Here is a 25,979-nt window from a genome sequence, read left to right as displayed (position 1 = left end):
CTCTTATACTGCTTCTAATGTGAGTTCACGCGCTCCTTCTCCAACCGTAACCACATAAAATTCAGCTTCTAAACTTGTTTTCTTATAGTAGGCGTCTTTTACTTCCTCAATAAACCTATCAACCTGTGCTTTTTTTACGATGCTGATTGTACAGCCGCCAAAGCCTGCACCTGTCATGCGTGATCCAATCACACCTTCTTGCAACCAAGCTGCTTCTACAAGAGCATCTAATTCTTTCCCGCTTACTTCATAGTCATCTCGCAGCGAACGGTGCGATTCATTCATCAATTGACCAAACCCTTTTAAATCACCATTTTGCAATTTACCAACCGCTTCTTTTGTGCGCTCATTTTCATATATCGCATGTTTAGCGCGCTTACAATCTACTTCATTTTGTATCAAAGATTTGTGCTTTTCAAATTGCTCTTTGGTTAAATCACCAAGCGAAGTAATGGAAAGTGACGTTTGCAAATCTGACAGCGCTCTTTCACACTCCATGCGTCGTTCATTATATTTTGAGTCTGCCAGCCCTCTTCGCTTATTTGTATTAGAAATAACGAGCACAGCATCTGTTAATTGCAGCGGGCTATAATGATATTCAAGAGTTTGACAGTTTAACAATACGGCTTGATTTTCCTTTCCCATTCCAATTGCAAACTGATCCATAATCCCGCAGCTTACGCCGATAAATTCATTTTCAGCTTGCTGCGCCATTTTTACAAGGTCTATCATATCAATATTCAATTCAAGAATTTTATTTAAAAGTACGCATGTGACTAACTCAATTGACGCCGACGATGAAAGCCCTGCTCCGTTAGGAATGTTGCCGAAAAACAAGATATCAAAACCAAAAGGAAGGTCATATCCGTGCTTTTTAAAGGTGTCCATTACTCCTTTTGGATAATTAGCCCAATCATCCTCGGCTTTGTACGTTAATTGCTCTAAAGAAGATTCAATAACGCCTGCTTCAGAGAAGTTTTTAGAGTACATACGTATTTTTCGATCATGACGTTTTTGTACTACCGCATACGTTCCTATACTCAATGAACAAGGAAAAACATGCCCTCCATTATAATCAGTATGTTCTCCAATTAAATTGACACGTCCTGGCGCAAAAAAGCAGCGAATAGCTTCTGACGAATGAAATATTTGTTTGAACTCTTCGATTAATTTTCCCAGCATTTATTATCACCTATTTTAAGTAGTTTTTTGGAAACGGATTCATATGTACATTGTAAAGTCCAATTTTCCTTGCCTCAATGGTAAAATTACTATCGATAATCGGTACTTTTTTGCTTATCACTTTAAAAATGATTCTTTTAAATTGATGATGAACTACTCTTGCGCCAAAAAGGTGTTATCTTCATGTAAGCTTTGACTTGCAAATTATAAGAAAATAATAGATTTAGAGACATTCACTAAAAATAATCATGATATTTTCAAAAAATTATAGAAAAATGAAAGCGATTACGTTAAAGTAAGAATTAAGTACTACTTTATTTCAAAAAGAAGGTGAAAATTTGCTCTCACATTTCCAAGCTCAAGAATATTCAACGTACGCATACAGGTTTTTAGAATCCCGCACAAACGAAGTTGCGCAGCTCTGGTCGGTTGGATGGGATGAAGTTTTCTCTCCTCTTTATAACTGGAGCGGAAATCAGCGAAAAGATGTAGGAAAATATATTTTTCAATACACGGTTTCTGGGTACGGGATGATTGAAATAGATGGAAAAGAATATAAAGTGGATGCTGGAAAAGCATTCATCGTCAATATACCTGGAAATTATCGCTATTACTTACCAAAGGAAAGTGAAAACTGGGAGTTTATTTTTCTTACATTATACGGAGATGAAGTACAAAAATGCTGGGATTATATTCAGTCAACCCACTCCCCTGTAATTCGATTTCACCCTGAATCAGCACCTGTTCAGCTGCTTGCTCAAATATATAAGCGGGCAAGTGAAAAACATATAGCAGATCCATTTCATGCCTCAAGCTTATCTTACCGCTTTGTAATGGAGCTGTATCAATATATTAAAAGCATGGATAGTTTTACAGAGGATTGGCCTGAAAGTATCATTAGCTCTATTTTATTTGCCCGCAACCATTATCATGAAGAAATCGGTCCGGATGAGATGGCAGATGCAGCCCATTTATCTCGCTATCATTTTAGCCGGTTATTCAAACAAACAACAGGGATTACGCCGATTCAATATTTAACGAAGCTTCGCATTCAAAAAGCGGCCGAGCTATTGCATCAAACCAAGTATTCAATCGAAGAAATTGCTGAAAACGTCGGCTATGCAAATGCCAATTATTTAACAAAAGTATTTCGCAAAACAACCAATATGACACCTGGGCAGTATCGAAAAAGTGATGCATCCCTTGATGAGCACTTTGCATTGCCAAAATAAAAACGACTTCCATAAAAGGAAGTCGTTTTTATTTTTTATCGGGAATTTCTACTACCACAGAACCTTTTTCGTAAATAAAAGTCAATTTTTTACCCGGGATAATCATATTTTCTAAAATATCTCGTGCAGCTTGAAGTGCAAACTCTGTCCGTTCTGCCTTTTCCTGCACTTCTTCATTTTCAGTTTGAAGATCATTTTTATCCAGCGCTCTTATTTTAGTTAATGCCTGATCTATAAAATCGTATGCTTCGTCATATATAAGCTCTATACGGTCCTTCATGTGCTCATTCATGCTCCTTTGCCCATTTTGTATTATCATAAATGAATTAGATATATTCTACAACCTAAAACTGAATAAGTTTTTACGCTTAGCCTTCATGTATTTTCTTTCATTTCTTTTTATTTATTTTAAAAGGCAAGCTGCTCTTAATAGCAAAAAAAGACCATTCAATTTATCATGAATGGCCTTTTTAGAAAACTTACACGCTGACAACAAACTCATCATCTTTTACGTCAACTTTCACTTGACTATAATCTTCAATTTGCCCTGCAATTAATTCTCTGGCAATTTTTGTTTCAATATATTTTTGAATAAACCTTTTTAAAGGGCGAGCCCCGTATACCGGGTCAAACCCGGAGGCTGCGATATAATTTTTTGCTTCTTCTGTTAACGTTAACGAAATATGACGATCGGATAAACGCTTTTCAAGCTGAAGCAATAGCTTATCAATAATCCCTTTTACTTCATGAACAGTTAGCGGTTTGAATAAAATCGTGTCATCTACTCGATTTAAAAATTCTGGGCGAAAATGCTGTCTTAATTGAGCCATCACTTGCTCTCTGGCTTTTTCAGTAATCTCGCCTTCACTTGTTAAACCGTCTAATAAAAATTGAGAACCGATATTGGACGTCATAATAATGACTGTATTTTTAAAATCAATGACTTTTCCTTTTGAATCTGTTGCTCTTCCATCATCTAGTATTTGAAGGAGCACGTTAAATACTTCGGGATGAGCTTTTTCAATTTCATCCAACAAAACGACTGAATAAGGCTTGCGTCTCACCGCTTCCGTTAGCTGTCCGCCTTCTTCATACCCTACATAGCCAGGAGGCGCTCCTATAAGCCTAGAGACCGCGTGCTTTTCCATGTATTCAGACATATCAATACGAACCATTTGTTCTTCACTGTCAAATAAAGAATGGGCCAACGTTTTGGCTAGCTCCGTTTTTCCTACTCCGGTAGGTCCTAGGAAAATAAATGATCCAATCGGGCGGTTCGGGTCTTTAATTCCTGCCCGTGCACGAATCACAGCATCTGTAACTAAGGATACGGCTTCATCCTGTCCAATCACACGCTGCTGTAAAATGGACTCAAGCTTCAACAGCTTTTCTCTTTCTCCTTCAACTAGTTTCGATACCGGAATTCCCGTCCACCTTCCTACAATTTCAGCAATTTCTTCTTCTGTTACTTCTTCTCTTAACAAACGGTTTTCTTGTGCTTTTTCAGCAGCTGTTTCTTCCAGCTGTTTTAGTTCTTTTTCAAGAGCTGGAATGCGTCCGTGGCGAAGTTCAGCTGCTTTATTTAAATCATATTTCCCTTCAGCTTCTTCTAGGTCTCGCTTCGCTTTTTCAAGCTGCTCCCGGACATCTTGCACCGTTTGAATCGACTGCTTTTCTTTTTCCCACTGCAGCTTCATTGTATCTGCACGTTCTTTTAAATCAGAGACTTCTTTTCGAATTGCCTCTAACCTTGTGATGCTTGCTTGATCTGTTTCTTTACTTAATGCCGCTTCTTCAATTTCAAGCTGCATGACACGTCGCGTTACTTCATCTAATTCTGATGGCATCGAATCAATTTCTGTTCGAATGGTTGCGCATGCTTCATCAATTAAATCAATTGCTTTATCAGGTAAAAAGCGATCTGAGATATAACGATCTGACATAACCGCTGCTGAAACAATCGCCCGGTCATGAATGTTTACACCGTGATGAATTTCAAATCTTTCTTTTAAACCACGTAAAATAGAGATTGTATCTTCTACTGAAGGTTCTTCAACCAGCACCTGTTGAAAGCGTCTTTCAAGAGCTGGATCTTTTTCAATATACTGACGATACTCATCAAGAGTTGTAGCTCCTATACAGTGAAGTTCTCCTCTAGCAAGCATTGGTTTTAAAATATTCCCTGCATCCATCGCTCCGTCCGTACGGCCTGCTCCAACGATTGTATGAAGTTCGTCAATGAATAAAAGAATTTGACCGTTGCTTTTCTTGACTTCTTGAAGAACAGCTTTTAAACGCTCTTCAAATTCGCCTCTGAACTTCGCTCCTGCTACTAAAGCTCCCATATCTAATGAAAAGATGGTTTTATCTTTTAATCCTTCAGGCACATCTCTACGAACGATACGCTGTGCTAGACCTTCAACAATTGCTGTTTTACCAACGCCAGGTTCTCCAATCAAAACTGGATTGTTTTTTGTTTTTCGCGATAAAATGCGGATAACGCGGCGAATTTCTCCATCTCGTCCAATGACGGGATCAATGTTCCCAGCTCGTACTTCTGCCACTAAGTCTCTTCCATATTTAGCTAACGCTTCATATGTAACTTCCGGATTTTGACTTGTAATTCGCTGATTTCCTCGAAGGCTAGTAAGCACATCTTGCAGAGCTTTTTTTGTTATACCGTGACTTGAAAATAACTTGCCATATTCACTAGAAGACGGTTCCTGTGCTAAGGCTAAAAAGATGTGCTCAACTGAAACATAATCATCTTGCAGACGAGATGCTTCTTCTTGAGCTTTAACAAACAGCTGCTGAAGTTTATTTGTAATATAAACTTTCCCTGCTTCAGCTCCACTTCCAGTAACGGCTGGTTTTTTCGCCAGCAATTGATTTACCTGCTGCTGAAAAGATTGATGATCTATATGTAAATGATCTAATATGCGAGGAGCAATACCATCTTGCTGATGAATAAGCGTATAAAGCAAATGAGCAATATCTACTTCCTGCTGATTTCGTTTAATAGCTTCGGACTGCGCTTCCATCACGCCTTCTTGCAATTTTTGGGTCATTTTATTTATATCCATTGAATATCCTCCTTCGATACATTTGACCTTTATTGACCTTTATTTTATTATACCCAGCAATAGGAAAACAAGTAAAGCCATTCAATTTAGAATGGCTTCTTTATTTTTTACTATTTAAGGCTTGCGCATGTATGTCCAGTGGCGATCATCGTTTGCCGTCTCTGGAAAACGCTCTCCTGCTTTTAATTTAACCTTTTGAGGATTATTTACGTTACTTCCTGTTTCACCAATTTCAATATACACTCCGTTATTAGGAGCTTTTTGACCCGGTGTGAAATGACGATTTTGTCCCATTGTCCTGCCTCCTCATTCCTGAAATGAAATGTTCTCCTATACTATTCCCTTAAGATTTCTGTTTCATAATGGAGATGTTTTCATATTAGGAAGAGAAAAAGAGCAGACCTTTAGATCCGCCCTTTTGTATCAATGAGTAAATTTAATAGCTTGTTCGATTTCAGTTTCTCCAGCTAACATTTCAAACGTTTTTCCTATCGTAGCTTCTTCGTTTAGACATTCTACAAGCACGGTTGCTACATCCGCTCGAGGAATCGTCTGAGATTTATCTTCAATATCATTATTGATATCAATTTTCCCAGTAGCTTGATCATTCGATAAAGTTCCTGGTCGTACAATTGTATACTGCAGATTAGACTGCTTTAAGTATTCATCCGCTATCGCTTTCGCACGCAGGTAAAGCTGTAAGCCTTCTGGTCCTTGTTCAGGTGCGTCTGTTCCCATTGAACTTAACATAACAAAGCGCTTTACACCTTGATTTTTTGCTTCATCAATGATATTTTTAGCACCGTTTTGATCCACAGCGATTGTTTTTTCGTCTCCGGTATGTCCTCCAGAACCTGCTGCAAATATGACAGCGTCCATACCTCTTAAAGCATCTGAAACATCTTGCTCCAAGTCACCAAGCACAACGTTGGCACCCAGCTTCTTTAACGCGTCTGCTTGCTTTTCGTCGCGAATCATTGCATAAGCTTCGTGCTGCTTGCTGTTTGCAACTTTTTCTACCACTTGTTTTCCCGTTGTTCCGTTTGCTCCAACAACTAATACTTTCATCATAAATCACCTTTCGTTCTGTTTAGTATACAATTGGTGTTCCCTCAATTAATTCCCTTTAAACAAAAAAACCCTTCTGATATTCTCAGAAAGGGTTTTTCTCTTAAGCTAAAATGGCTTGCAGCAAAGCTTTTTGTACATGCATACGATTTCCAGCCTGCTGAAAGACAACAGAATTTGGTCCGTCAATAATGCTTGCTGTTACTTCTTCTTCACGATGCGCAGGCAAGCAGTGTAGAAATAAATAGTCTGACTTAGCATAGGCAGCTAGTTCTTCATTTACTTGATAAGGAGCAAATATTTTCAAGCGCTGCTGTGCTTCTTCTTCCTGTCCCATACTTGTCCATACGTCTGCATAAATAGCATCGGCATTTTTTACAGCCTCTACAGGATCTTTTGTAATCGTAACCTTTGCACCTGTTGTAGCAGCTATTTCATTAACATAAGCTGTTACAAAGTCTTTTGGCTCATATCCATCAGGGCATCCAATTGAAATATCTATCCCCATTTTTGCACATGCAATCATTAACGAATGCGCTACATTATTTCCGTCTCCAACGTAAGCTACTTTTAGCCCTTCAAATGATTTCTTGTGCTCGTAGATCGTTAATAAATCAGCTAGAGCCTGACAAGGATGATAATCATCTGTCAAACCATTAATAACGGGAATGGATGCGTAATCTGCAAGCTCTTCGATCTTGCTATGTTCAAACGTACGAATCATTATAGCATCTATGAATTCAGATAGTACGCGCGCTGTATCAGCAATCGTTTCTCCGCGTCCAATCTGTAAATCTTGGCTGCTTAAAAAGAGGGCGTTTCCTCCAAGCTGCATCATTCCCGCTTCAAATGAGACTCTTGTTCTTGTTGAAGATTTTTCAAAAATGAGCCCCAGCGTTTTTCCTTTTAACGATGTGACGATCTCACCATTTTTATGCTTTTCTTTCAGCTCAATGGCGCTTTCCAAAAGTGACATAATATCGTCAGATGATAAATCTTTAAGCGTAAGCAAATCTTTTCCTTTTAAATTCGTATTTACCGATACCGTACTCATGATACTGTCACTTCCTTTTTAGTTTTTTGAAACCATTCTTGCAGTGATGAAACTTGATATTCATCGACTTGGAACGATTGGAAAAATAGCGAAGCCGTTTCTGCCTCCGTCATAACCATTAAACCGTGTTTTAATGCTGACATACGGCTTTCTTTATCTTCAGGCTGTAAGCTTACATATAATAAAGCTTCTTTCGTTTTTACCCATTCACTAACTTCTTTATCTTTAACAAGAGTTAATCCCGCGCTTTGCACAAGTTCTTCAAGGCCCTGCGCTTCTCCGTTGATATACACTTCTGCAGCACCTTTTTTACTTAACACGTACTGATGGAATACTTTTTTTGCTGCTTCTTCAATCGTTGAAGAAATCGCAATTCCTTCACCGGTTGACTTCATTTCCGGTCCAACAAGTGGATCAACTCCTGATAATTTACTTGTCGAAAACACTGGAAACTTGATAGTTGTGTAAGCCGGATCTGGCAATAAACCTAGCTTTTCACTAATTTCCGACAATGATTTCCCAAGTAATATTTGAGTTGATAGCGAAACAAGCGGCGTGTTGCACACTTTGCTTACTACAGGCACTGTACGGCTGGCACGCGGATTAACTTCCAGCATGTAGACTTCATCATTGTAAATAACATATTGGATATTCATAATACCTTTATATTGAAGTTTATTTACAATTTTTTGAGCGTAGCTCACCATTTTTTCTTTATGTGCTGCTTCTATTGTTTTTGCTGGTAAAAGCGCATAGCTGTCTCCTGAATGAACGCCGGCTTTTTCAATATGTTCAACGATTGTCGGAATCAACACATCTTTTCCGTCTGCTACAACATCAATCTCCGCTTCTTTTCCAGGGAAGTAAGCATCAATAAGCATTGGGAAATGAGAAGCTTTAATAGCAGGTAAACAAGCCTGAAGCTCTGTTTCATTTTGAATTGTCAGCATTCCTTTTCCGCCAATCACGTAAGAAGGACGAATAAGTAATGGGAATCCCATATCTTTTGCTTTTTGGACAAGCTCTTGCTCATCTTTGGCCATTTCACCTGGGATGTGCGGAATATCGCAGTCATCTAAGAGCTTATAGAACAGGTCACGATCTTCAAGTGCATCAATGACATCATTTGTAATCCCCAGTAAATTGACGCCAGCTTCTTCTAGTCCTTTAACAAGCGAAATAGCAGTTTGACCTCCGTATTGAACAATTACATCCGTCACATTTTCAGCATCAAGAACATTTAATACATCTTCTACTGTTACAGGTTCAAAATATAAGCGGTCTGCTACTTCAAAATCCGTACTTACCGTTTCTGGATTGTTGTTAATTAAAATCGTTTCGTACCCTTCTTTTTCAAGAGCAAGCACACCGTGTACAGAGCTGTAGTCAAATTCTACTCCTTGCCCGATACGAATTGGTCCAGAACCGATAATAGCAACTTTTTTATTCGTTGATGGTTCAATCTCACTCTCACCGTAATAACTAGAGTAGAAATAAGCCGTAGAAGATTCAAACTCCGCTGCGCATGTATCCACCATTTTATAACTTGGCGTAATATGTAGTGCTTTACGTTTCGCTCTTACGTCAAGTTCCGGCACACTCCATACGCTTGCTAGATAAGCATCTGTAAAACCATGCTCCTTCACTTGTTTGAAGTGTTCAGCTGTAATGGAATCGAAACGTACTTCCTTTAAAGAAGCTTCCATTTTAATCAGCTGTGTAAAGTGTGTTAAATAGAAATAATCAATTTGGGTTACTTCATGAATATACTCAGGCGTTGTGCCGCGGCGTAAAAGCTCAAGGATAACAAAAATACGCTCATCGCTTTGTTCGCCAAGCTTGCTTTTTAATTCATCCGTTGAAAGTTCTTGCAGTTCTTCTACTTCTAATCCCTGTAAGTCAATTTCTAAAGAAGACAATGCTTTTTGGAAGCTACGCGTAAAGTTACGGTCAATAGCCATTACTTCTCCAGTTGCTTTCATTTGGGTACCAAGCGTTCTCTCAGCGTAGAAAAACTTGTCAAACGGCCATCTTGGAAATTTCACTACTACATAGTCAAGAGCAGGTTCAAAACTTGCATACGTGTCTCCTGTCACAGGATTTAATAATTCATGAAGCGTGTAGCCTACCGATAGCTTTGCAGCAATTTTAGCAATCGGATAGCCCGTTGCTTTTGATGCAAGAGCAGACGAACGGCTCACACGCGGATTTACTTCAATTAAATAGTACTGCTTGCTTTTTGGATCAAGCGCAAACTGAATGTTGCACCCCCCAATAATCCCAAGCGATGAAATAATTTTAACTGAAGCAGAGCGAAGCATTTGATATTCCACGTCTGTTAACGTTTGAGAAGGAGCAACGACTACTGAATCTCCAGTATGAACGCCTACCGGATCGATGTTTTCCATATTACAAATTGTAATGCACGTATTGTTCACGTCACGCATAACCTCGTACTCAACTTCTTTAAATCCGGCGATGCTTTTTTCAATTAAGCATTGAGTAATAGCACTTTCACGCAAACCTGACGCTGAAAGCTTTTCAAGCTCTTCCATAGAATGAGCAATTCCTCCGCCCGTTCCGCCTAACGTATAAGCAGGACGTACAATAACAGGAAAACCAATTTTCTCGGCAAAAGCTAACGCTTCTTCTACTTTTGTGACAACTTCACTTTCCGGCACCGGTTCATTCAGTTCATTCATCAATGCGCGGAACTCTTCACGACTTTCACCTTTTTTGATTGATTCAATCGGTGTTCCTAAAAGTTTCACATCGTATTTTGGCAAAATGTTTTGTTCATGAAGCTCAAGAGCTAAGTTTAAGCCCGTTTGTCCGCCTAACGTGGCTAACAAACCATCCGGCTTTTCTTTTGCAATAATTTTCTCTACGCAGTCTACTGTTAATGGCTCAAAATAGATTCGATCTGCTACGTGAGTGTCCGTCATAATCGTAGCTGGATTATTATTGATTAAGATAACTTCATAACCTTCCTCTTTTAATGACAAGCATGCCTGAGTTCCTGAATAATCAAATTCTGCTGCTTGCCCAATTACGATTGGTCCTGATCCGATTACTAAAATCTTTTTTAATGTTTGGTCTTTAGGCATATACTTTTCCGCTCCCTACTTGCTGTACTTTCGTCATAAATTCATCAAAGATATACGTGCTGTCACTTGGTCCAGGATGTGCTTCTGGATGATATTGAACCGACATAACAGGAAGGTCTTTATGCATTAAACCTTCAACCGATCCGTCATTCACATTTTTAAATCGAACGTTTAATGGGGTAGACGTAATCGTCTGTTCGTCTACGACATAGCTATGGTTTTGAGACGTCATACACACTTTGTTATTTGTTAAATCAATTACAGGCTGATTAGCTCCTCGGTGACCGAACGCCAGCTTTTTGGTTTGTGCCCCAAAAGCAAGCCCAATTAACTGATGTCCAAAGCAAATTCCCAAAGTTGGATACGATGAAATAATTTCTTTTAATTCATCCAGCTGACTGCTTACTTGAGTTGGATCTCCAGGTCCGTTTGATAAGACAATGCCATCCGGCTGCAGCTCTTTTACTTTTGAAGAGCTTGTAGAATAAGGAACAACCGTTACTTTGCACTCTCGATTTAACAGCTCTTGTAAAATTGATTTTTTATAGCCAAAGTCCATTAATACAACGTGTTTTTCACCGTTTCCGTAAGTAACAGGCTCTTTTGTTGACACTTCTTTTACTACATATCCATCGCATTCAGCAGTAAATGCTGGCGGCTTAGCAGATGCCGAAAAGGCAGATTGCATCGTACCTTCTTTTCGAATTCGTTTTACGACCGCTCTCGTATCCACATGTGTAATAAGCGGAATGTTCCATTTCTTTAAATATTGTTTAAAGCTGTACATCGCTTCGTAATGGAACCCTTCATCTGAACATTCGTATACGACAACGCCTGCTACGTGAGGCTTTTTGCTTTCATAATCTTTTTCATTGATACCATAGTTCCCAATTAAAGGGTACGTAAAGACGATAATTTGATCTTTGTAAGATGGATCAGTCACAACTTCTTGATAACCAGTCATTCCAGTAAAGAAAACAATTTCTCCTTCTGCCTGGTGCGTTGCTGTATGTTCAATGTGTCCGGCGAACGAATCGCCGTTTGCTAAGTGTAAATATCCGTTCATTGTGCATCCCTCTTCGAATAATTATTTATAAAACAGAATTTTTATACAAACATATTCAAAAAAATTTGTATTATGAAGTAATTTTTGTTTGGCTAAACGCTTCTTCAATGATATGAATCGCTTGGTCTAACTCTTCTTTTGTTACAGTTAAAGGCGGCAGCAATCGTACTACATGCGGTCCTGCTCCCAGTGCTAGCAATCCTTTTTCACGCATAGCTGCAAGCAGTGCCGACTGATGTTCCCCGCATTCAATTCCAATCATAAAACCTTTTCCGCGAACATCCGTTACAAATGAATAATCTGCTACGCTATTTTTCAAAGCGTTGATAAAATAAAAGCTTTTTTCTGTAACCTCTGCCAAAAATGCTTCATTAAAAATAATGTTTAAAGTTGCTTTGGCTGAAGCTAATGCAATTGGGTTTCCTCCAAAGGTTGTTCCGTGAGTACCAGGTCCAAACGCTTCTTTGAGATAGCCTTTTCCAATCATCGCACCAACCGGCATTCCGCTTCCTAACCCTTTAGCTGCTGTAATAATATCTGGTGACACATTAAAATGCTGATAGGCAAATGGTTTTCCTGTTCTGCCGATTCCAGTTTGCACTTCATCGACTATAAACAGTGCTTCGTGCTTTTTACACAGTTCTTGAATGGTTAATAAAAATGCTTCGGTTCCTGGAACAACTCCGCCTTCTCCTTGAATGACTTCAACCATAATTGCTGCTACGCTGTCGTCCATTTCCTGTTTTAATGCTTCTTCATCATTGTATGGCACATAAACAAACTCATTAACAAGAGGACCGAAGCCATCATGAATTTTTGCCTGCCCTGTAGCTGTCATTGTAGCAAATGTACGTCCATGAAATGATTTTGTAAACGTAATAATTTTGTGTTTTTGTGTGTACTTGCGTGCTAATTTAATCGCCGCTTCATTCGCTTCTGCACCGCTGTTACAGAAAAATACTGCATCACCGTTTGAGTGTTCCACAAGCTTACCTGCTACGTCTTCTTGAATCGATTGATGAAATAGATTTGACACATGCCACACTTTATTTAACTGCTCTTCGACCGCTTTTTGAACATCCGGATGACGATGACCTACGTTACAAACAGCGATACCTGAAATAAAATCTAAATACTCATTTCCTTTGTTATCTATTAATTTTGTTCCTTGCGCCTCTTCCACGTGGATATCAAACCGTTGATATGTTGGAAACAATGAACTCATCGCTATCTTCTCCACCTTTTCCACTATATTTAATTGCTGTACCAATCAGCTTTCCTTCCTTATCTAAAAATCCATCAGTTCCGCTAATAATATGAACTTCTTCAAGTAAAGGAGATAACGCATTTACCGCTGATGTCACTTTCGGAATCATTCCGCCGTAAATTACTTTTTCTTCAATAAGTGCATCAATCTCTGACTTTGTAAGTTCAGGAAGCAATGTTCCATCCTTTAGCACACCTTTTACATCCGTTACAAACATCAGCTTTTCAGCATTTACTGCTTGTGCAACAGCTCCCGCCGCCACGTCAGCGTTAATGTTATAGCTATTGCCTTCTTCATCGGCTCCAATGGAAGAAATAACTGGAATATACTGACTGTCAGTTAATTGCTTTACCAACGTATCGTTTACACCTTTTACTTCTCCAACGTAACCTAGACGTTCAACATCAATAGCCTCTGCTTTAAGCAATAATCCATCAATTCCTGATAATCCTACCGCTTTTAAATTCGCTTTTTGTAGATCTTTTACAAGCTGCTTATTAACCTTGCCTGCTAATACCATAGTTACAACTTCTAATGCTTCTTTAGACGTTTTTCGAAGCCCATCTACAAATTCCGTTTCAATGTGAAGTTTGGTAAGCGTATCTTGAATATCCGGTCCACCTCCGTGCACGACAATGATCTGATATCCACTCGCTTTTAACTGCTGAATACTTTCAAAAAAGGCGCTTGTTAACTGATTGACAATACTGCCTCCGCATTTTACAACAACGATTTTTTCAGTGCTCATTTCACTCTCTCCTTACGTTCGATAACTGGCGTTGATTTTGACATAATCGTAAGTCAAATCACAGCCCCACGCTTTGCCAATTCCACTTCCTTGCTGCAAGTCAACATAGACTTCAACCGTATCATTTTCTAAATAAGCTTTTGCTTCTTCTTCACTAAATGAAACAGGCTGGCTGTTTTTTAACATCTGGATATCACCTAACGAAACGTTCACTGCTTCTGGATTAAGCGCTACGCCGCTGTAGCCAACTGAACAAATAATTCGTCCCCAATTGGCATCGGCTCCATACATGGCCGTTTTCACTAAGTTCGAGCCTACAATTTGTTTAGCAATCACATTTGCTTCTTCGTTTGTATTAGCACCAGATACGTTTACTTCAATTAGTTTTGTTGCTCCTTCACCGTCACGTGCAATTTGTTTGGCTAAATCTTCACACGTCAAGCGCAGTGCTTCATAAAACGAATTCCATTCAGGATGATCTGGTGTAAGCGACTGGTGATCAGCTTTTCCATTTGCTAAAACAACAACCATATCATTGGTTGACGTATCACCATCCACTGTAATTTGATTAAAGCTTTTATTTGTAATAGACCCCAGCGCATCTTGCAGCACCGAAGCTTCAACCTTAGCATCCGTTGTTATAAAGCTAAGCATCGTAGCCATATTCGGGTGAATCATACCTGACCCTTTCGCTGTACCGCCAATCGTAACCGTTTTGCCGTCAATTTTTGTTTGATAGCAAGCTGACTTCATCACTGTATCTGTTGTTAAAATAGCCGTTTGAAATTCTTCTGCTTTTTCTTTGTTCGACGAAGGACTTAATAACCCAATGCCCTTCACGATTTTTTCCATATCTAGAAGCTCTCCAATTACCCCTGTAGAAGCTACCGCTACATGATGAGGTAGGATATTAAGCTTTTCTGCACATGTATTTCGCATTTGGTATGCATCTTTTAATCCTTGTTCTCCAGTACATGCATTTGCACATGCGCTGTTCACAACAATCGCTTGCAGCTTCTGCTCCACTGCTACACTTTCTTTTGTAACAGCTAAAGGCGCCGCTTGGAAGGCATTAAGCGTGTAAACAGCTGCGCAATTAGCAGGCACATCGCTTACAATAACTCCTAAATCTTTTTTAGCATAACGTAAACCAGCATGAACGCCGTCTGCTGAAAAACCTAGCGGTGTTACAATTGTACCGTTCTCTATTTTCTTTATCTTTTCTTTCGTTTGTTTAACCGTAATCACTATACGTTCCCTCCTGCTTTTATCGTGATTAGTGATGCTTTGCTTTTATGGGAAGACAGGCAGTAGTCCGATACCCGCTTGCTGTTCAAATCCCATCATGATATTGGCATTTTGAATGGCCTGACCCGCTGCCCCTTTTACTAAGTTATCAATGACAGAAACAATCGTGATACGCTTTGTTCGTTCGTCAAATGTAATACCGATATCGCAATAATTTGATGCACTTACTTCTTTAGTAGAAGGAAATTCACCAGCTTTTCGAACGCGAACGAACGGGGAGTTTTGATATGTATCTACATATAGCTGATGAAGCTCTTGTATTGAGCTGTCTTCAGAAAGTTCAGCGTATATTGTACTCATAATCCCTCGCGTCATTGGAACTAAGTGCGTACTGAACGTAACATGGCCAATTTCCTCATCCCACTTTTCTAGAATAGATTCGATTTCTGGGATATGCTGATGTTGATTAACTTTGTATATTTTCATATTTTCATTGATTTCAGCATAATGAGCCATTTGCGAAAGACCGCGTCCTGCTCCTGAGATTCCAGACTTTGCATCAATGATGATAGAGTTTGATTTCACCATTTGTTTACTAACGAGAGGAGCTAGCCCAAGCAGTGTAGCTGTTGGATAACAGCCCGGGTTCGCAACGAACGTACTGCTTTCGACTTCGTCTGCAAACCATTCTGCTAATCCGTACACAGACTGTTGTAAAAATGCTTCGGCTGCAGCAGGCTTTTTGTACCATTTTTCATAAAGCGCTTCTGTTTTTAATCTAAAATCTCCAGATAGATCTACCACTTTTATTCCTTCTTCTATTAATTGAGGTACAAGTTTGCTAGAAACACCGGACGGAGTTGCTGTAAACACTAAATCTAATTCTTTGGCCATGTTCTTAGGGTTTATATCTTGCAGTGTATATACAGTATTAGAAAGGTGAGGATAAACTTCTGCTAGTTCCACCCCGTCCTGAGAGGATGAATAAACTGCATAAACATGAAAATGCGGGTGATTCGCTAACAAACGAATCAGTTCTACTCCTCCATAACCTGTTGCTCCAACAATCCCTACCTTATATTCTTTCATTTTAAAACTCCTTTTTCCACGTATCTATTTGAATTATTTATCATTATAATACCGTATAAAAATAAAATCAAATGAATATTTAAAAAATCCAACACTTTATTCTATATTTTTAAACATTTTTATTTATTCATAAGTTTTTATTTTTATAACTATCTTTCTATTTTTGTTTAGAAATTGTTCACAGATAATTTTGGAAAACACTGGTTGTTTTTGTGTATAATGAGAATAGCGATAAAAATCATCCGTATGACATTTTTTCATACGGCTAGTGGACGTACAGCATATACAGACTGTTCTAACTTAATAGATTAATAAGTAACAGTCACAAAAATTTTAATTAAAAGGTGATAACATGATGAACATCACATCGGATTCTTTTTCAAATGAGCTGCAGCAATTTTTTATGGACTTTGATCATAAAGTTTCGTTTAAAAAAGGTGACTTTCTGTTTCAAGAAGGCTCGACTTCAACTCATTTATTTTTTATTACGTCAGGGGCCGTGCAAGTAGGTAAAGTGACACCGGAAGGACGCGAGCTGACGCTTCAGCTCGCGAGTTCAGGAGACTTAGTGGGGGAAGTTATGCTGTTTTGCGGATCTACTCCCCACATGCTTCAAGCAAAAGCTATTGAACCTTGTACGGCAATCAGTATTCAAAAACGGGTGTTAGAAAACGAACTAACACAATACCCGGCTCTTTCTATGGAGTACATGAAGTGGATGGGATTACAAATTAAGCGAATGCAGACAAAATTTAGAGACTTAATTCTAAATGGAAAAAAAGGAGCTCTCTATTCTACTCTGATTCGCATGTCCAATAGTTTTGGGGTAATGAAGCCAAATGGTATTTTATTAAACGTAACTTTGACAAATCAAGAGATCGCTAATCTATGCGGAACATCCCGAGAAGTGGTCAATCGCATGCTCGCTGAGTTGCGAAAAAATGAAGTAATTTCAATGGCAGATGGAAAAATTATCATTCATAAGCTCTCTTTCTTAAAGGAAGAAATAGACTGTGAGGAATGCCCTGTGGAATTGTGCAGAATTGAATAATAAAAAAAGCCATCGTTGATGGCTTTTTTTATTGAACACCTAATGCAATTTTAGCGTAGCGTGTCATGCGATCTTTATCCCATGGCGGATTAAATGTGATATTCACTTCTACATTTTCTACTTCTTCAAGCGAAATTAATTGTTTTTTCACTTGTTCTCCAATCACACCAGCTAGCGGGCAGCCGATGGAAGTTAACGTCATCGTCACGATGACTGTGTTGTTCTCTTCCATTTCTACACCGTAAACTAAGCCTAAATTTACAATATCAACACCAAGCTCTGGATCAATCACTTCTTCTAGTGATTCCATGATTTTATCTTCTAACTGTTTCTCCACATTCATTCTCCTTTCTTTTACTTCCGTAATTATCTTCACGTATTAAATATACCCTGAAACAATTTATCATAAGCAATCAATAATAACTATGACTTACACCGTAACAAGACCATTTTGACATGTCAATCGTTCTGCTTTTCTCACGAGGAAAAGTTGTGTAAAATATGGGAATACAAGCATGAATATTAGTAGAATTCAATATAATCGTATAACTACTTCAATTTAAAAGGAGCCTATATGAGAAACGATCAGCACTTAATCGCATTAGATCTGGATGGAACATTGTTAACGAATGAAAAAACCATTTCACCTAAAACAAAACGAGTATTAGAAAAAGCCAAACAAGAAGGCCATGTTGTAATGATTGCGACTGGGAGACCTTATCGTTCCAGTGCTATGTATTACAGCGAGTTAAATTTATCCACACCTATCGTAAACTTTAACGGAGCGCTTGTCCATCATCCCCTTCAGTCTGATTTCGGCAAGCATCACGAACCTTTAAACCGCCGCACTGTCCATGACATTGTGACAGCCATGCAAGACTACCGCATCAACAACATCATGGCGGAAGTACAAGATGATGTGTATCTTCATTTTGAAGATCGTAAATTAATGGATGTACTCAGCCTAGGAGATCCCAAATTACAAACGGGTGATTTGCGTCATACGCTGCAGCACGATCCAACGTCTATTTTGATTCATGCAGATGAAGAACATGTACAAGATATACGCTCTCACCTTTCAGATGTTCATGCAGAAGTACTAGAGCACAGACGCTGGGGAGCACCTTGGCATGTTGTTGAAATTGTCAAAAAAGGCCTTAATAAAGCGGTAGGTCTTGAGCGCGTAGCTAATCATTATCAAATTCCACGCGAACGAATTATTGCGTTTGGAGATGAAGATAATGATTTTGAAATGATTAAATTTGCAGGACATGGAATCGCCATGGAAAATGGTATTAGCGAATTAAAGCACCTAGCGCGTGAAGTAACAAAATCGAATGAAAATGATGGTATTGCTTATTATTTGGAAAAAACGTTAAATTTATAACTTAGCTTTTTTTGAAAAGCAAGGTAAATTTTTATCGCTATCATTTTTTTTATTTAGCACACACTATAACCGACACTTCTTAAAGTGTCGGTTTTATTTATATTACGGGGAGGAATTTATGATGGGCAGAGGCAATCGATCAAAACGTTTTGTGAAACAAGGTGCAGACGCAGTTCAAAAACATGATGAACGAATTCCTTATCATATGACTATGGCGGAGGCAGAAGCATTTCAAGCTCAGCAGCGCCAAACTCCTCATGGAGGACAGTAACTTATGAAAAATTCACTTTTTGGTCAAGTAAAAGATGCGATTCGAAATGCAGTATCCGGTCACTCAGACGATCAGCTTCACCGCCAGAAGCACGGCAACGGTGAGCTTGATATTTCAGAAGGCGTATTAAATAGTATTGCTTCTAACGCCTCTCCACAGGAGCAAGAACAGCTGAAGCAATTCCAAAATTCATTACATCAAGCGTATGATACAGATGGAGAATCACATTCACAAGAGAAAAGCGCAGATATTACGTCGGATACGCTCTCTCATATCGTTCAGAATGCTTCTCCTGAAGAGAAGGCTCAGCTTGAACAGCTTCAAAACACTTTAAAAGGCGGTCATTCTCACGCTCACGGTGAAGCTCATACGTCCAGTGAGAGCGTTGCAGCTGATATATTGTCTCATGCACAGCAAAATGCTTCTCTTGAAGAAAAGAGCCAGCTTGAACAGCTTCAAAGCACTTTAGAAGGCGGTCATTCTCACGCTTACGATGAAGCTCACACATCTAGTGAAAACGTGGCAGCTGATATGCTGTCTCATGCACAGCAAAGTGCTTCACCTGAAGAACAAGCTCAGCTTCAGCAGCTTCAGAATACATTGGGAGCTGCTGGTCAAAACCATCAGCCCTCTCAGGCTCATACGTCTGCAGGTTCTGATGAAAACATTGCAGCTGACATGCTGTCTCATGCGCAGCAAAATGCTTCTCCTGAAGAACAAGCTCAGCTTCAAGAGCTTTCTAATGACTTAAAAGGCACACATTAATACAAAAGGTCCAGGTAATTAATACCTGGACCTTTTTTAATCCTTGCGAAACAAACCAAAGATTCCCGTTGTCTGAACGATATTGGTAAATGCCTTAGGATCTACCTCTTTAATCACTCGCTCCAAGTCAAATAATTCATATCTAGTCAAAACAATCATTAGCATTTCTTTATCTTCGTTTGTGAAGCCGCCTTTAGCCGGCACCGCCGTAATCCCTCGCACGAGTTTGGCGTGAATCGCCTTTCTTAGCTCCACTCCTTTTTTTGTTACAATCATCGCTGTGAGTTTGACATGACGCGTATGAATAACATCAATGACGCGAGTGGTCGTATAAAGCGTCACAAGCGTATAGAGTGACTTCTCCGCACCATATAAAAGACCTGCTAGCACGATAATAATTGCATTTAATATGAACATATAAGTGCCAATTGGTCGGTCTTTTACTCGAGACAAAATCAGGGCAATAATATCGAGCCCACCCGTTGAAGCTCCAAATTTCAATGTAATTCCGACCCCTACCGCTAAAATAACCCCTCCAAAAACTGCGTTAAGAATGATGTCTTTAGAAAGTGCTTGAATAGGAATCATTCCAAGAAACAAAGTTGTTGCAGCAACGCTGATAAAACTGTAAACAGTAAATGACTTCCCCACTTTTTTCCACCCTAAAACAGTTACAGGAATATTTAACAACAGCAGCAGCACTCCAGTGGAAATAGTAAAAGGAGTATAATCTGTCACGATACTCGAAACAAGCTGTGCTACTCCCGTAAAGCCGCTCGAATATACATTAGCAGGTATCAAAAACAAGTTGAGTGCAAGCGCATTCAATAATGCTCCTACTAAGACGACTATCGCTTTTTTTGTTTCAAGCCACATATTCAAATGACCGACCTCCGCTTTTTTTAAAACTTCTTACTCTCTTATACCCATTTATAAAATGAATAAAGTCAGCATCTTTAAAATAGTTAGTACATATAGTATGTACGATTTGGCAGAATTAAAAAAACTTATTCAAAAATTGTATTTTCCTCAAAGTGCTTATACACTAATAATATGTCGTATATAACGCTTTTCAATGTTTATACATCAAACTCATTTAATATTTTATAAATGCAATTAGGAAGGTGACATTTATGTCAATTAAACTTTTAACCGATAGTGCAAGCGATTTGCCTTTATCCTTTTTTCAAGAAAATAACGTTGGCTTTTTACCGCTTCGCGTAAGTTTGGATAATCAAGAATTTTTAGATTTACAAACGATTGAACCAGCTTCTGTCTACGAAGCCATCCGTAAAGGCAAGATGCCAAAAACGTCTCAAGCGGCTCCAACTACTATGTATGAAGTCTTTGAGAACATAGCTAAATCAGGTGATTCGTGCATTTATTTAGCTTTTTCTTCGGAATTGTCCGGTACATACCAAACAGCAATGATGATTCGAGAAGAACTCCTAGAAAAGTATCCCGATTTCCAATTAGAAATAATTGATACGAAATGTGCATCTCTTGGCCAGGGAGTAGTTACTTATTATGCAGTACAATTATTACACCAACACCTCTCGCTAGTAGAAATGACAGAAAAAATAAAGCAATACGCTCTTCATATGGAGCATATTTTTACGGTTGATGACTTAGATTTTCTTGCTCAAGGAGGCCGCGTGAGCAAAGCTTCTGCTTTTGTAGGAGGTCTGCTTAATATTAAGCCGTTGCTTCATGTAGAAGATGGAAAATTAATTCCAATCGAAAAAATCCGCGGTCGTAAAAAAGTATTCAAGCGCATGCTTGACGTGATGGAAGAGCGAGGAAACAACCTCTCTTCTCAAACCATTGGAATTAGCCATGGAGATGATTTAGAAACAGCTCTTCAGCTGAAAGAGATGATTCAAGAACGTTTTGGAACCAAACACTTTATTATTAATATTATTGGTGCAGCCATAGGTTCTCACTCAGGCCCAGGGACGATTGCAGTCTTCTTTTTGAACGAAACCATCGAATAATTTAAAGAGGTCGGGGCATTCTAAAGGTACGATCAAAAAGGGGTGTATCACAATGCCAAAAACGAGCGATAACGATAAAAAAGCAAAAGATAATAACGCAAAGCTTCACGAAAAGAATCTTCAAGCTAAGCACAACCGTGAGCTTGGAAAACATTCATTTTCTAAAAAAACTGATCACTTATAAAAAGAAGCCGCTGAATTTTCAGCGGCTTCTCCTTTTAGTTTTCTTCTTTTTTAAAATATGTCCATCCTTCTTCTTGATAAACTTTTCCTTCTTTCATCAGTTTACCAAGCGCACGTTTGAACGCAGCTTTACTCATATTAAAGCGCTCACGAATATCTTCTGGGTAGCTTTTATCCCAAAATGGCATAACGCCACCGCGGCTTTCCATGTAATCGTGTAGTACTTGTGCATCTTCATCCATGCTTTCTTGCTTGCGCGGAAGAAGCGATACGTTTAGCGTTCCGTCTTCTTTTACATTAATTACGCGGCCTGTTACATACGTACCAAGCTTTGGTTCTTTGCGTCTCTCGCTTTCATGAATAAATCCAACATATCCTTCATCTGTCATAATAAATGAACCTACGCGCAGTACGCGATAGATGTATCCGCTCACTTCACGATTAAAAAGTTCAGGCGGAGCATCTAATGCCATTGCTTTCATCACATCGTCTGTAGCAATTTTTCCATACATCTTACCGCGCTTTGAAATCTTCATCGTACAGTAAACCTTGTTTCCAACTTCTGGCCACAGCTCTTCTAGCGCAGGTAAGTCTGTTGAACCAATTAACATATCTTTGTTCATACCAATATTTACAAACACGCCTAAACCTGGATTAACATCTACGACCTCAACCCACTCATAGACACCTTCTTCAACAAGAGGCAAGTGCATCGTTGCCGTTAAGCGGTCATGCTGATCAAGGTATAAAAAAACTTCTACTTCTTCTCCTTCAGCAAGTTCTCTTGTTGTTTCATTTTTATGTAGCAAAATTTCTTCTTCTCCTTCTGCTAACATATAACCAATCGGCGTTTCCCGGTTTACTGTTAAATACGCTTTCATCCCAGCATCTACATTCATCGTTCTATCCATCCTTTATATAAATTAGTAGTGATTGTTCCTTCACCACATACCTTCTCACTTTGCATCAGACAGCATTTCAAATTTCAAATCAACTGAAATGCATGCATTGTTTAAAAAAGCTGCTTCTATAGCTTACAACAAAAAGCATAACTTGTATTGTATCAATTACCGGCCCTCTATTCAATATCAGTTGTATACAGTTTGTGTTTTATTTATAATAAAAGAACAAACTCTTTACATATGGAGGTTATTATGGCTAAAGATAGTTCATTTGACATTGTGTCACAAGTTGATTTGTCAGAGGTAACAAACGGCATTACCATGGCAACAAAAGAAATTAAAACCCGCTATGATTTTAAAGGCAGTAAAAGCGAAATCTCACTTGAAAACGAAGAGCTTGTTCTTATTTCTGATGATGAATTTAAGCTTGAACAGTTAAAAGATGTACTGATTTCCAAGCTTATTAAACGCGGCGTACCTACACGCAATATCTCATATGGAAAAATCGAGAATGCTTCTGGAGGAACGGTTAGACAACGCGCCAAGCTAATTCAAGGTATCGACAAAGACAACGCTAAAAAGCTAAATACAATTATTAAGAATACCGGTTTAAAAGTAAAAAGCCAGATTCAAGATGATCAGCTTCGCGTAAGCGGTAAAAATCGTGATGACCTGCAGCAAATTATTTCAGCTATTCGCAGTGCTGATTTACCTATTGACGTACAATTTATTAATTACCGCTAAAAATGGATGCCCCCGGCATTCATTTTTTCTTTCAAAGCCTTTTTTTATTCGTTCAGGCTTATCCCTATGCATAGATACACTTTCTTAACAAATACTAGTATACGCTTACATACTCATATTAATTAAGGAGTGTATACCAATGAATCAAAATCAAAAACAAAACTTCCCTCCTCAGCATCAGCAAACTCAGCCAGGTATTGAGAAAGATATGCATCCAGTCCCTACCTCTATCGCTCCAGACTATAAGGCAAGCGGAAAATTACAGGACAAAGTAGCCGTTATCACAGGAGGAGACAGCGGCATTGGACGTTCTGTCGCTTATCATTACGCGAAAGAAGGCGCAAATGTTGTCATAACCTATCTGAATGAACATGATGATGCAAATGAAACTAAAAAACAAGTTGAACGAATGGGAGCTTCTTGTTTGCTGCTTGCTGGTGACATAGGAGATGAGCATTTTTGTCAAGAAGTCATCTCCAAGGCCATTCAGACTTTCGGAAAAATAGACATTGTAGTCAATAATGCAGCTGAACAGCATCCTCAAAAAAGCATTACGGATATCACGACTGAACAGCTTACCCGTACGTTTCAAACAAATATTTTTTCAATTTTTCATTTGACCAAAGCTGCATTGCCTCATTTAAAACAAGGAAGCGCTATTATTAATACAACGTCTGTAACAGCTTACCATGGACATGACCAGCTCATTGATTACTCTTCGACCAAGGGTGCTATCGTTGCTTTTACACGTTCTTTATCAGCTTCGCTCGCAACAAAAGGCATTCGCGTAAACGGCGTAGCTCCGGGACCTATTTGGACACCTCTTATTCCGTCTACGTTCGACGAACAGCAGGTTGCAACATTTGGCTCTAACACACCTATGAAACGGGCTGGACAGCCTTCTGAGCTTGGAGCGGCCTATGTATATTTGGCAAGTTCTGATTCTTCTTATATGTCCGGGCAAGTTCTGCACATTAATGGGGGATCCATTGTAAACGGATAACATTTCTCTTCGGTCATTCATTTATTTTTATGTGGAAACACTATCAGAATTCAGCTATTTTTGTTTAAATAGAGATATGAACACCGCTAAAGGAGAGTATTTGAATGACCGATACATTAAGCACTCTTAAACATATATATGAAACCATTTTAAATAAAGTCGATGCCGGTATCCATGCGGTCGATGAAACAGGAAAAACCATTATTTACAATGAAAAAATGACAAAGATGGAGCTGATGGATGAACAAGACGTTTTACATAAAAACTTGTTAGATGTATTTATGTTCAAAGAAAATCAGCAAAGCACGCTTGTACAGGCGTTGCAAAAAGGAAAAGAAACGGTTAACGTCAAGCAAACGTATTTCAACAATCAAGGACAAGAAATCACGACGATTAATAATACCTTCCCTATTTTAAAAAATGGGGTCATTCAAGGAGCGGTTGAAATTGCTCAAGACGTTACGAAACTAGAGCGTCTAATCCGGCAAAACATTAGGCAAAAAGGAAACACACGCTTTACGTTTGATAGCATCATCGGAAACAGCCAAGCCGTTCACGATGTTATTGAAGATGCTAAGCGCGCCACTAGAACTCCTTCTTATGTCTTAATTATTGGAGAAACAGGCACGGGGAAAGAACTGTTTGCCCAAAGCATACATAATGGCAGCAGCCGCTCTTCTGCTCCTTTTATTTCACAAAACTGTGCTGCGCTACCGGATAATTTAATTGAAAGCCTTTTGTTCGGTACGAAACGCGGAGCTTTTACAGGTGCAATGGATAATCCCGGTCTTTTCGAACAAGCGCAAGGAGGCACATTACTGCTAGATGAAATCAACTCGTTAAACCCAAATCTGCAGGCTAAGCTTCTTCGAGTACTGCAAGAAAAAACCGTACGAAGAATTGGGGATACAGTAGACAAACCGGTGAACGTTCGAGTCATCGCGAACATGAATGAAGACCCAATCGATGCGATTGCAGAAAATCGATTACGCAAAGACTTATATTATCGACTTGGCGTCGTGACGCTTTTTATTCCTCCTCTTCGTGAACGAAAAGAAGATATTATTGAATTAACAAAGTTTTTCATCAAAAAATACAATGATTTGTTTCAGATGAATGTAAAAACCGTAGATCACCAAGTCATGTCTTCTTTTCTCTCTTATGACTGGCCAGGGAACGTACGGGAATTAGAACACATTATTGAAGGCGCCATGAACTTGGTGATGGATGAAGACGTTATTCACTATTCTCACCTTCCTTTTCAATACAGAACGAAGTTCCAGCTAAAGCAGCATGAACATTCTGAAGATAAAACAAGCGGTGAATCACCTTCTTATCCAAGCGCTTTTCACCCTTCTCTTCCTTTAAAGGAACAGCTGTTAGCGTTCGAAGCAGAATGTATTAAACAAACGCTTGAACAATACAACCACAACATCTCAAAAAGTGCTAAGATACTAGGGCTGACCAGACAAAGCTTGCAATATCGTATGAAACGATTAAACATCCGCTCTAAATAAAAAAGAAGTGCACTGTGC

At 38.9% G+C, this 25,979-nt stretch carries 25 protein-coding genes; 10 read left to right on the top strand and 15 right to left on the bottom strand.

Annotation, left to right across the window (positions count from 1 at the left end; translation table 11 throughout):
* Nucleotides 1-3: 3 nt before the first annotated feature.
* Nucleotides 4-1,182 (bottom strand): galactokinase, encoded by a 1,179-nt coding sequence (locus ACOZIR_RS12685; RefSeq protein ID WP_045291923.1) that lies wholly within the window; start codon nucleotides 1,180-1,182, stop codon nucleotides 4-6.
* A gap of 338 nt (nucleotides 1,183-1,520) precedes the next feature.
* On the opposite strand from ACOZIR_RS12685, the gene ACOZIR_RS12680 reads away from it, so the two are divergent.
* Nucleotides 1,521-2,414 (top strand): helix-turn-helix domain-containing protein, encoded by an 894-nt coding sequence (locus tag ACOZIR_RS12680; protein ID WP_421535625.1) that lies wholly within the window; start codon nucleotides 1,521-1,523, stop codon nucleotides 2,412-2,414.
* 28 nt (nucleotides 2,415-2,442) lie between these two features.
* On the opposite strand, the gene ACOZIR_RS12675 is transcribed toward ACOZIR_RS12680, so the two are convergent.
* The 11 genes from ACOZIR_RS12675 to argC all read right to left on the bottom strand — a co-directional run bounded on the left by ACOZIR_RS12675 (nucleotide 2,443) and on the right by argC (nucleotide 16,144).
* The gene (locus tag ACOZIR_RS12675; RefSeq protein ID WP_045291925.1) at nucleotides 2,443-2,694 is read right to left on the bottom strand and encodes a hypothetical protein; all 252 of its coding nucleotides are present in this window, start codon (nucleotides 2,692-2,694) and stop codon (nucleotides 2,443-2,445) included.
* Between the two features lie 199 nt (nucleotides 2,695-2,893).
* Entirely contained in the window at nucleotides 2,894-5,497 is a 2,604-nt protein-coding gene (gene clpB / locus ACOZIR_RS12670) for an ATP-dependent chaperone ClpB (RefSeq protein ID WP_045291927.1), read from the bottom strand.
* 114 nt (nucleotides 5,498-5,611) lie between these two features.
* Entirely contained in the window at nucleotides 5,612-5,791 is a 180-nt protein-coding gene (locus ACOZIR_RS12665; protein ID WP_013055394.1) for a YjzC family protein, read from the bottom strand.
* Between the two features lie 129 nt (nucleotides 5,792-5,920).
* Nucleotides 5,921-6,565: an SDR family oxidoreductase gene (locus ACOZIR_RS12660; RefSeq protein ID WP_045291929.1), complete on the bottom strand. Its 645-nt coding sequence runs from the start codon at nucleotides 6,563-6,565 to the stop codon at nucleotides 5,921-5,923.
* Between the two features lie 103 nt (nucleotides 6,566-6,668).
* A complete protein-coding gene (argF, locus tag ACOZIR_RS12655) occupies nucleotides 6,669-7,619 on the bottom strand; it encodes an ornithine carbamoyltransferase (RefSeq protein ID WP_045291930.1) in 951 nt (316 codons plus the stop codon).
* Nucleotides 7,616-10,726, bottom strand: coding sequence for a carbamoyl phosphate synthase large subunit (locus tag ACOZIR_RS12650; protein WP_045291932.1), 3,111 nt, complete (start codon nucleotides 10,724-10,726; stop codon nucleotides 7,616-7,618). The genes argF and ACOZIR_RS12650 overlap by 4 nt, the downstream gene beginning before the upstream one ends.
* Complete coding sequence (locus tag ACOZIR_RS12645; protein WP_045291934.1) at nucleotides 10,719-11,792, bottom strand: carbamoyl phosphate synthase small subunit; 1,074 nt, start codon at nucleotides 11,790-11,792, stop codon at nucleotides 10,719-10,721. The genes ACOZIR_RS12650 and ACOZIR_RS12645 overlap by 8 nt, the downstream gene beginning before the upstream one ends.
* Nucleotides 11,793-11,862: 70 nt before the next feature.
* The gene (locus ACOZIR_RS12640; RefSeq protein WP_045291935.1) at nucleotides 11,863-13,017 is read right to left on the bottom strand and encodes an acetylornithine transaminase; all 1,155 of its coding nucleotides are present in this window, start codon (nucleotides 13,015-13,017) and stop codon (nucleotides 11,863-11,865) included.
* Nucleotides 12,983-13,807: an acetylglutamate kinase gene (gene argB / locus ACOZIR_RS12635; RefSeq protein ID WP_045291936.1), complete on the bottom strand. Its 825-nt coding sequence runs from the start codon at nucleotides 13,805-13,807 to the stop codon at nucleotides 12,983-12,985. The genes ACOZIR_RS12640 and argB overlap by 35 nt, the downstream gene beginning before the upstream one ends.
* Nucleotides 13,808-13,819: 12 nt before the next feature.
* Nucleotides 13,820-15,052: a bifunctional ornithine acetyltransferase/N-acetylglutamate synthase gene (argJ, locus tag ACOZIR_RS12630; RefSeq protein ID WP_375156309.1), complete on the bottom strand. Its 1,233-nt coding sequence runs from the start codon at nucleotides 15,050-15,052 to the stop codon at nucleotides 13,820-13,822.
* A gap of 48 nt (nucleotides 15,053-15,100) precedes the next feature.
* The gene (gene argC / locus ACOZIR_RS12625; RefSeq protein ID WP_045291938.1) at nucleotides 15,101-16,144 is read right to left on the bottom strand and encodes an N-acetyl-gamma-glutamyl-phosphate reductase; all 1,044 of its coding nucleotides are present in this window, start codon (nucleotides 16,142-16,144) and stop codon (nucleotides 15,101-15,103) included.
* A gap of 352 nt (nucleotides 16,145-16,496) precedes the next feature.
* Between argC and ACOZIR_RS12620 the strand changes: the two genes are divergently transcribed.
* Nucleotides 16,497-17,195, top strand: a complete 699-nt coding sequence (locus ACOZIR_RS12620; protein ID WP_328120429.1) for a Crp/Fnr family transcriptional regulator — start codon at nucleotides 16,497-16,499, stop codon at nucleotides 17,193-17,195.
* A gap of 28 nt (nucleotides 17,196-17,223) precedes the next feature.
* Here the strand turns inward: ACOZIR_RS12620 and ACOZIR_RS12615 are convergent, their stop codons facing one another.
* Nucleotides 17,224-17,532, bottom strand: a complete 309-nt coding sequence (locus ACOZIR_RS12615) for a metal-sulfur cluster assembly factor (protein ID WP_013081729.1) — start codon at nucleotides 17,530-17,532, stop codon at nucleotides 17,224-17,226.
* Between the two features lie 237 nt (nucleotides 17,533-17,769).
* Here ACOZIR_RS12615 and ACOZIR_RS12610 point away from each other — a divergent pair, with 237 nt between their 5' ends.
* From ACOZIR_RS12610 to ACOZIR_RS12600, 3 genes are all read left to right on the top strand, one after another.
* Nucleotides 17,770-18,582, top strand: a complete 813-nt coding sequence (locus tag ACOZIR_RS12610) for a Cof-type HAD-IIB family hydrolase (RefSeq protein ID WP_045291941.1) — start codon at nucleotides 17,770-17,772, stop codon at nucleotides 18,580-18,582.
* Nucleotides 18,583-18,700: 118 nt separating this feature from the next.
* Nucleotides 18,701-18,853 (top strand): hypothetical protein, encoded by a 153-nt coding sequence (locus ACOZIR_RS12605; RefSeq protein WP_013055382.1) that lies wholly within the window; start codon nucleotides 18,701-18,703, stop codon nucleotides 18,851-18,853.
* A gap of 3 nt (nucleotides 18,854-18,856) precedes the next feature.
* Entirely contained in the window at nucleotides 18,857-19,618 is a 762-nt protein-coding gene (locus ACOZIR_RS12600) for a DUF3813 family protein (protein ID WP_045291942.1), read from the top strand.
* Between the two features lie 36 nt (nucleotides 19,619-19,654).
* Here ACOZIR_RS12600 and ACOZIR_RS12595 read toward each other — a convergent pair whose 3' ends face one another.
* Nucleotides 19,655-20,494 carry a YitT family protein gene (locus ACOZIR_RS12595; protein ID WP_045291954.1) on the bottom strand — a complete coding sequence of 280 codons (840 nt, stop codon included), beginning with the start codon at nucleotides 20,492-20,494 and terminating at the stop codon, nucleotides 19,655-19,657.
* A gap of 257 nt (nucleotides 20,495-20,751) precedes the next feature.
* Between ACOZIR_RS12595 and ACOZIR_RS12590 the strand changes: the two genes are divergently transcribed.
* On the top strand, nucleotides 20,752-21,612 hold the full coding sequence (locus ACOZIR_RS12590; protein WP_045291943.1) for a DegV family protein: 861 nt from the start codon (nucleotides 20,752-20,754) through the stop codon (nucleotides 21,610-21,612).
* A 52-nt stretch (nucleotides 21,613-21,664) separates the two neighbouring features.
* Nucleotides 21,665-21,796, top strand: coding sequence for a DUF3941 domain-containing protein (locus ACOZIR_RS12585; RefSeq protein ID WP_013055378.1), 132 nt, complete (start codon nucleotides 21,665-21,667; stop codon nucleotides 21,794-21,796).
* A gap of 34 nt (nucleotides 21,797-21,830) precedes the next feature.
* Here the strand turns inward: ACOZIR_RS12585 and ACOZIR_RS12580 are convergent, their stop codons facing one another.
* Nucleotides 21,831-22,694 (bottom strand): CvfB family protein, encoded by an 864-nt coding sequence (locus ACOZIR_RS12580; RefSeq protein WP_045291944.1) that lies wholly within the window; start codon nucleotides 22,692-22,694, stop codon nucleotides 21,831-21,833.
* Between the two features lie 255 nt (nucleotides 22,695-22,949).
* Between ACOZIR_RS12580 and ACOZIR_RS12575 the strand changes: the two genes are divergently transcribed.
* The 3 genes from ACOZIR_RS12575 to ACOZIR_RS12565 all read left to right on the top strand — a co-directional run bounded on the left by ACOZIR_RS12575 (nucleotide 22,950) and on the right by ACOZIR_RS12565 (nucleotide 25,961).
* Nucleotides 22,950-23,441 (top strand): YajQ family cyclic di-GMP-binding protein, encoded by a 492-nt coding sequence (locus ACOZIR_RS12575; RefSeq protein ID WP_013055376.1) that lies wholly within the window; start codon nucleotides 22,950-22,952, stop codon nucleotides 23,439-23,441.
* 139 nt (nucleotides 23,442-23,580) lie between these two features.
* Nucleotides 23,581-24,444: an SDR family oxidoreductase gene (locus ACOZIR_RS12570; protein WP_045291945.1), complete on the top strand. Its 864-nt coding sequence runs from the start codon at nucleotides 23,581-23,583 to the stop codon at nucleotides 24,442-24,444.
* Between the two features lie 104 nt (nucleotides 24,445-24,548).
* On the top strand, nucleotides 24,549-25,961 hold the full coding sequence (locus ACOZIR_RS12565; RefSeq protein WP_045291946.1) for a sigma-54 interaction domain-containing protein: 1,413 nt from the start codon (nucleotides 24,549-24,551) through the stop codon (nucleotides 25,959-25,961).
* Nucleotides 25,962-25,979 lie beyond the last annotated feature (18 nt).

It is taken from the genome of Priestia sp. D3YE.R1 (assembly GCF_049199565.1).
Classification (GTDB): Bacteria; Bacillota; Bacilli; order Bacillales; family Bacillaceae_H; genus Priestia; species Priestia aryabhattai.
The sequence above is the reverse complement of the archived record's forward strand: the minus strand, read 5'-3'. Positions and strand labels throughout refer to the sequence as shown.

Coding starts and splice junctions, on each gene's coding strand:
- ACOZIR_RS12605 (WP_013055382.1), top strand. CDS start 18,701: ATGATGGGCAGAGGCAATCGATCAAAACGTTTTGTGAAACAAGGTGCA.
- argF (WP_045291930.1), bottom strand. CDS start 7,619: ATGAGTACGGTATCGGTAAATACGAATTTAAAAGGAAAAGATTTGCTT.
- argC (WP_045291938.1), bottom strand. CDS start 16,144: ATGAAAGAATATAAGGTAGGGATTGTTGGAGCAACAGGTTATGGAGGA.
- ACOZIR_RS12640 (WP_045291935.1), bottom strand. CDS start 13,017: ATGAGTTCATTGTTTCCAACATATCAACGGTTTGATATCCACGTGGAA.
- ACOZIR_RS12610 (WP_045291941.1), top strand. CDS start 17,770: ATGAGAAACGATCAGCACTTAATCGCATTAGATCTGGATGGAACATTG.
- ACOZIR_RS12675 (WP_045291925.1), bottom strand. CDS start 2,694: ATGAAGGACCGTATAGAGCTTATATATGACGAAGCATACGATTTTATA.
- ACOZIR_RS12570 (WP_045291945.1), top strand. CDS start 23,581: ATGAATCAAAATCAAAAACAAAACTTCCCTCCTCAGCATCAGCAAACT.
- ACOZIR_RS12585 (WP_013055378.1), top strand. CDS start 21,665: ATGCCAAAAACGAGCGATAACGATAAAAAAGCAAAAGATAATAACGCA.
- ACOZIR_RS12620 (WP_328120429.1), top strand. CDS start 16,497: ATGATGAACATCACATCGGATTCTTTTTCAAATGAGCTGCAGCAATTT.
- ACOZIR_RS12580 (WP_045291944.1), bottom strand. CDS start 22,694: ATGAATGTAGATGCTGGGATGAAAGCGTATTTAACAGTAAACCGGGAA.
- ACOZIR_RS12575 (WP_013055376.1), top strand. CDS start 22,950: ATGGCTAAAGATAGTTCATTTGACATTGTGTCACAAGTTGATTTGTCA.
- ACOZIR_RS12650 (WP_045291932.1), bottom strand. CDS start 10,726: ATGCCTAAAGACCAAACATTAAAAAAGATTTTAGTAATCGGATCAGGA.
- ACOZIR_RS12600 (WP_045291942.1), top strand. CDS start 18,857: ATGAAAAATTCACTTTTTGGTCAAGTAAAAGATGCGATTCGAAATGCA.
- clpB (WP_045291927.1), bottom strand. CDS start 5,497: ATGGATATAAATAAAATGACCCAAAAATTGCAAGAAGGCGTGATGGAA.
- ACOZIR_RS12565 (WP_045291946.1), top strand. CDS start 24,549: ATGACCGATACATTAAGCACTCTTAAACATATATATGAAACCATTTTA.
- argB (WP_045291936.1), bottom strand. CDS start 13,807: ATGAGCACTGAAAAAATCGTTGTTGTAAAATGCGGAGGCAGTATTGTC.
- ACOZIR_RS12595 (WP_045291954.1), bottom strand. CDS start 20,494: ATGTGGCTTGAAACAAAAAAAGCGATAGTCGTCTTAGTAGGAGCATTA.
- ACOZIR_RS12685 (WP_045291923.1), bottom strand. CDS start 1,182: ATGCTGGGAAAATTAATCGAAGAGTTCAAACAAATATTTCATTCGTCA.
- ACOZIR_RS12590 (WP_045291943.1), top strand. CDS start 20,752: ATGTCAATTAAACTTTTAACCGATAGTGCAAGCGATTTGCCTTTATCC.
- ACOZIR_RS12645 (WP_045291934.1), bottom strand. CDS start 11,792: ATGAACGGATATTTACACTTAGCAAACGGCGATTCGTTCGCCGGACAC.
- ACOZIR_RS12660 (WP_045291929.1), bottom strand. CDS start 6,565: ATGAAAGTATTAGTTGTTGGAGCAAACGGAACAACGGGAAAACAAGTG.
- ACOZIR_RS12665 (WP_013055394.1), bottom strand. CDS start 5,791: ATGGGACAAAATCGTCATTTCACACCGGGTCAAAAAGCTCCTAATAAC.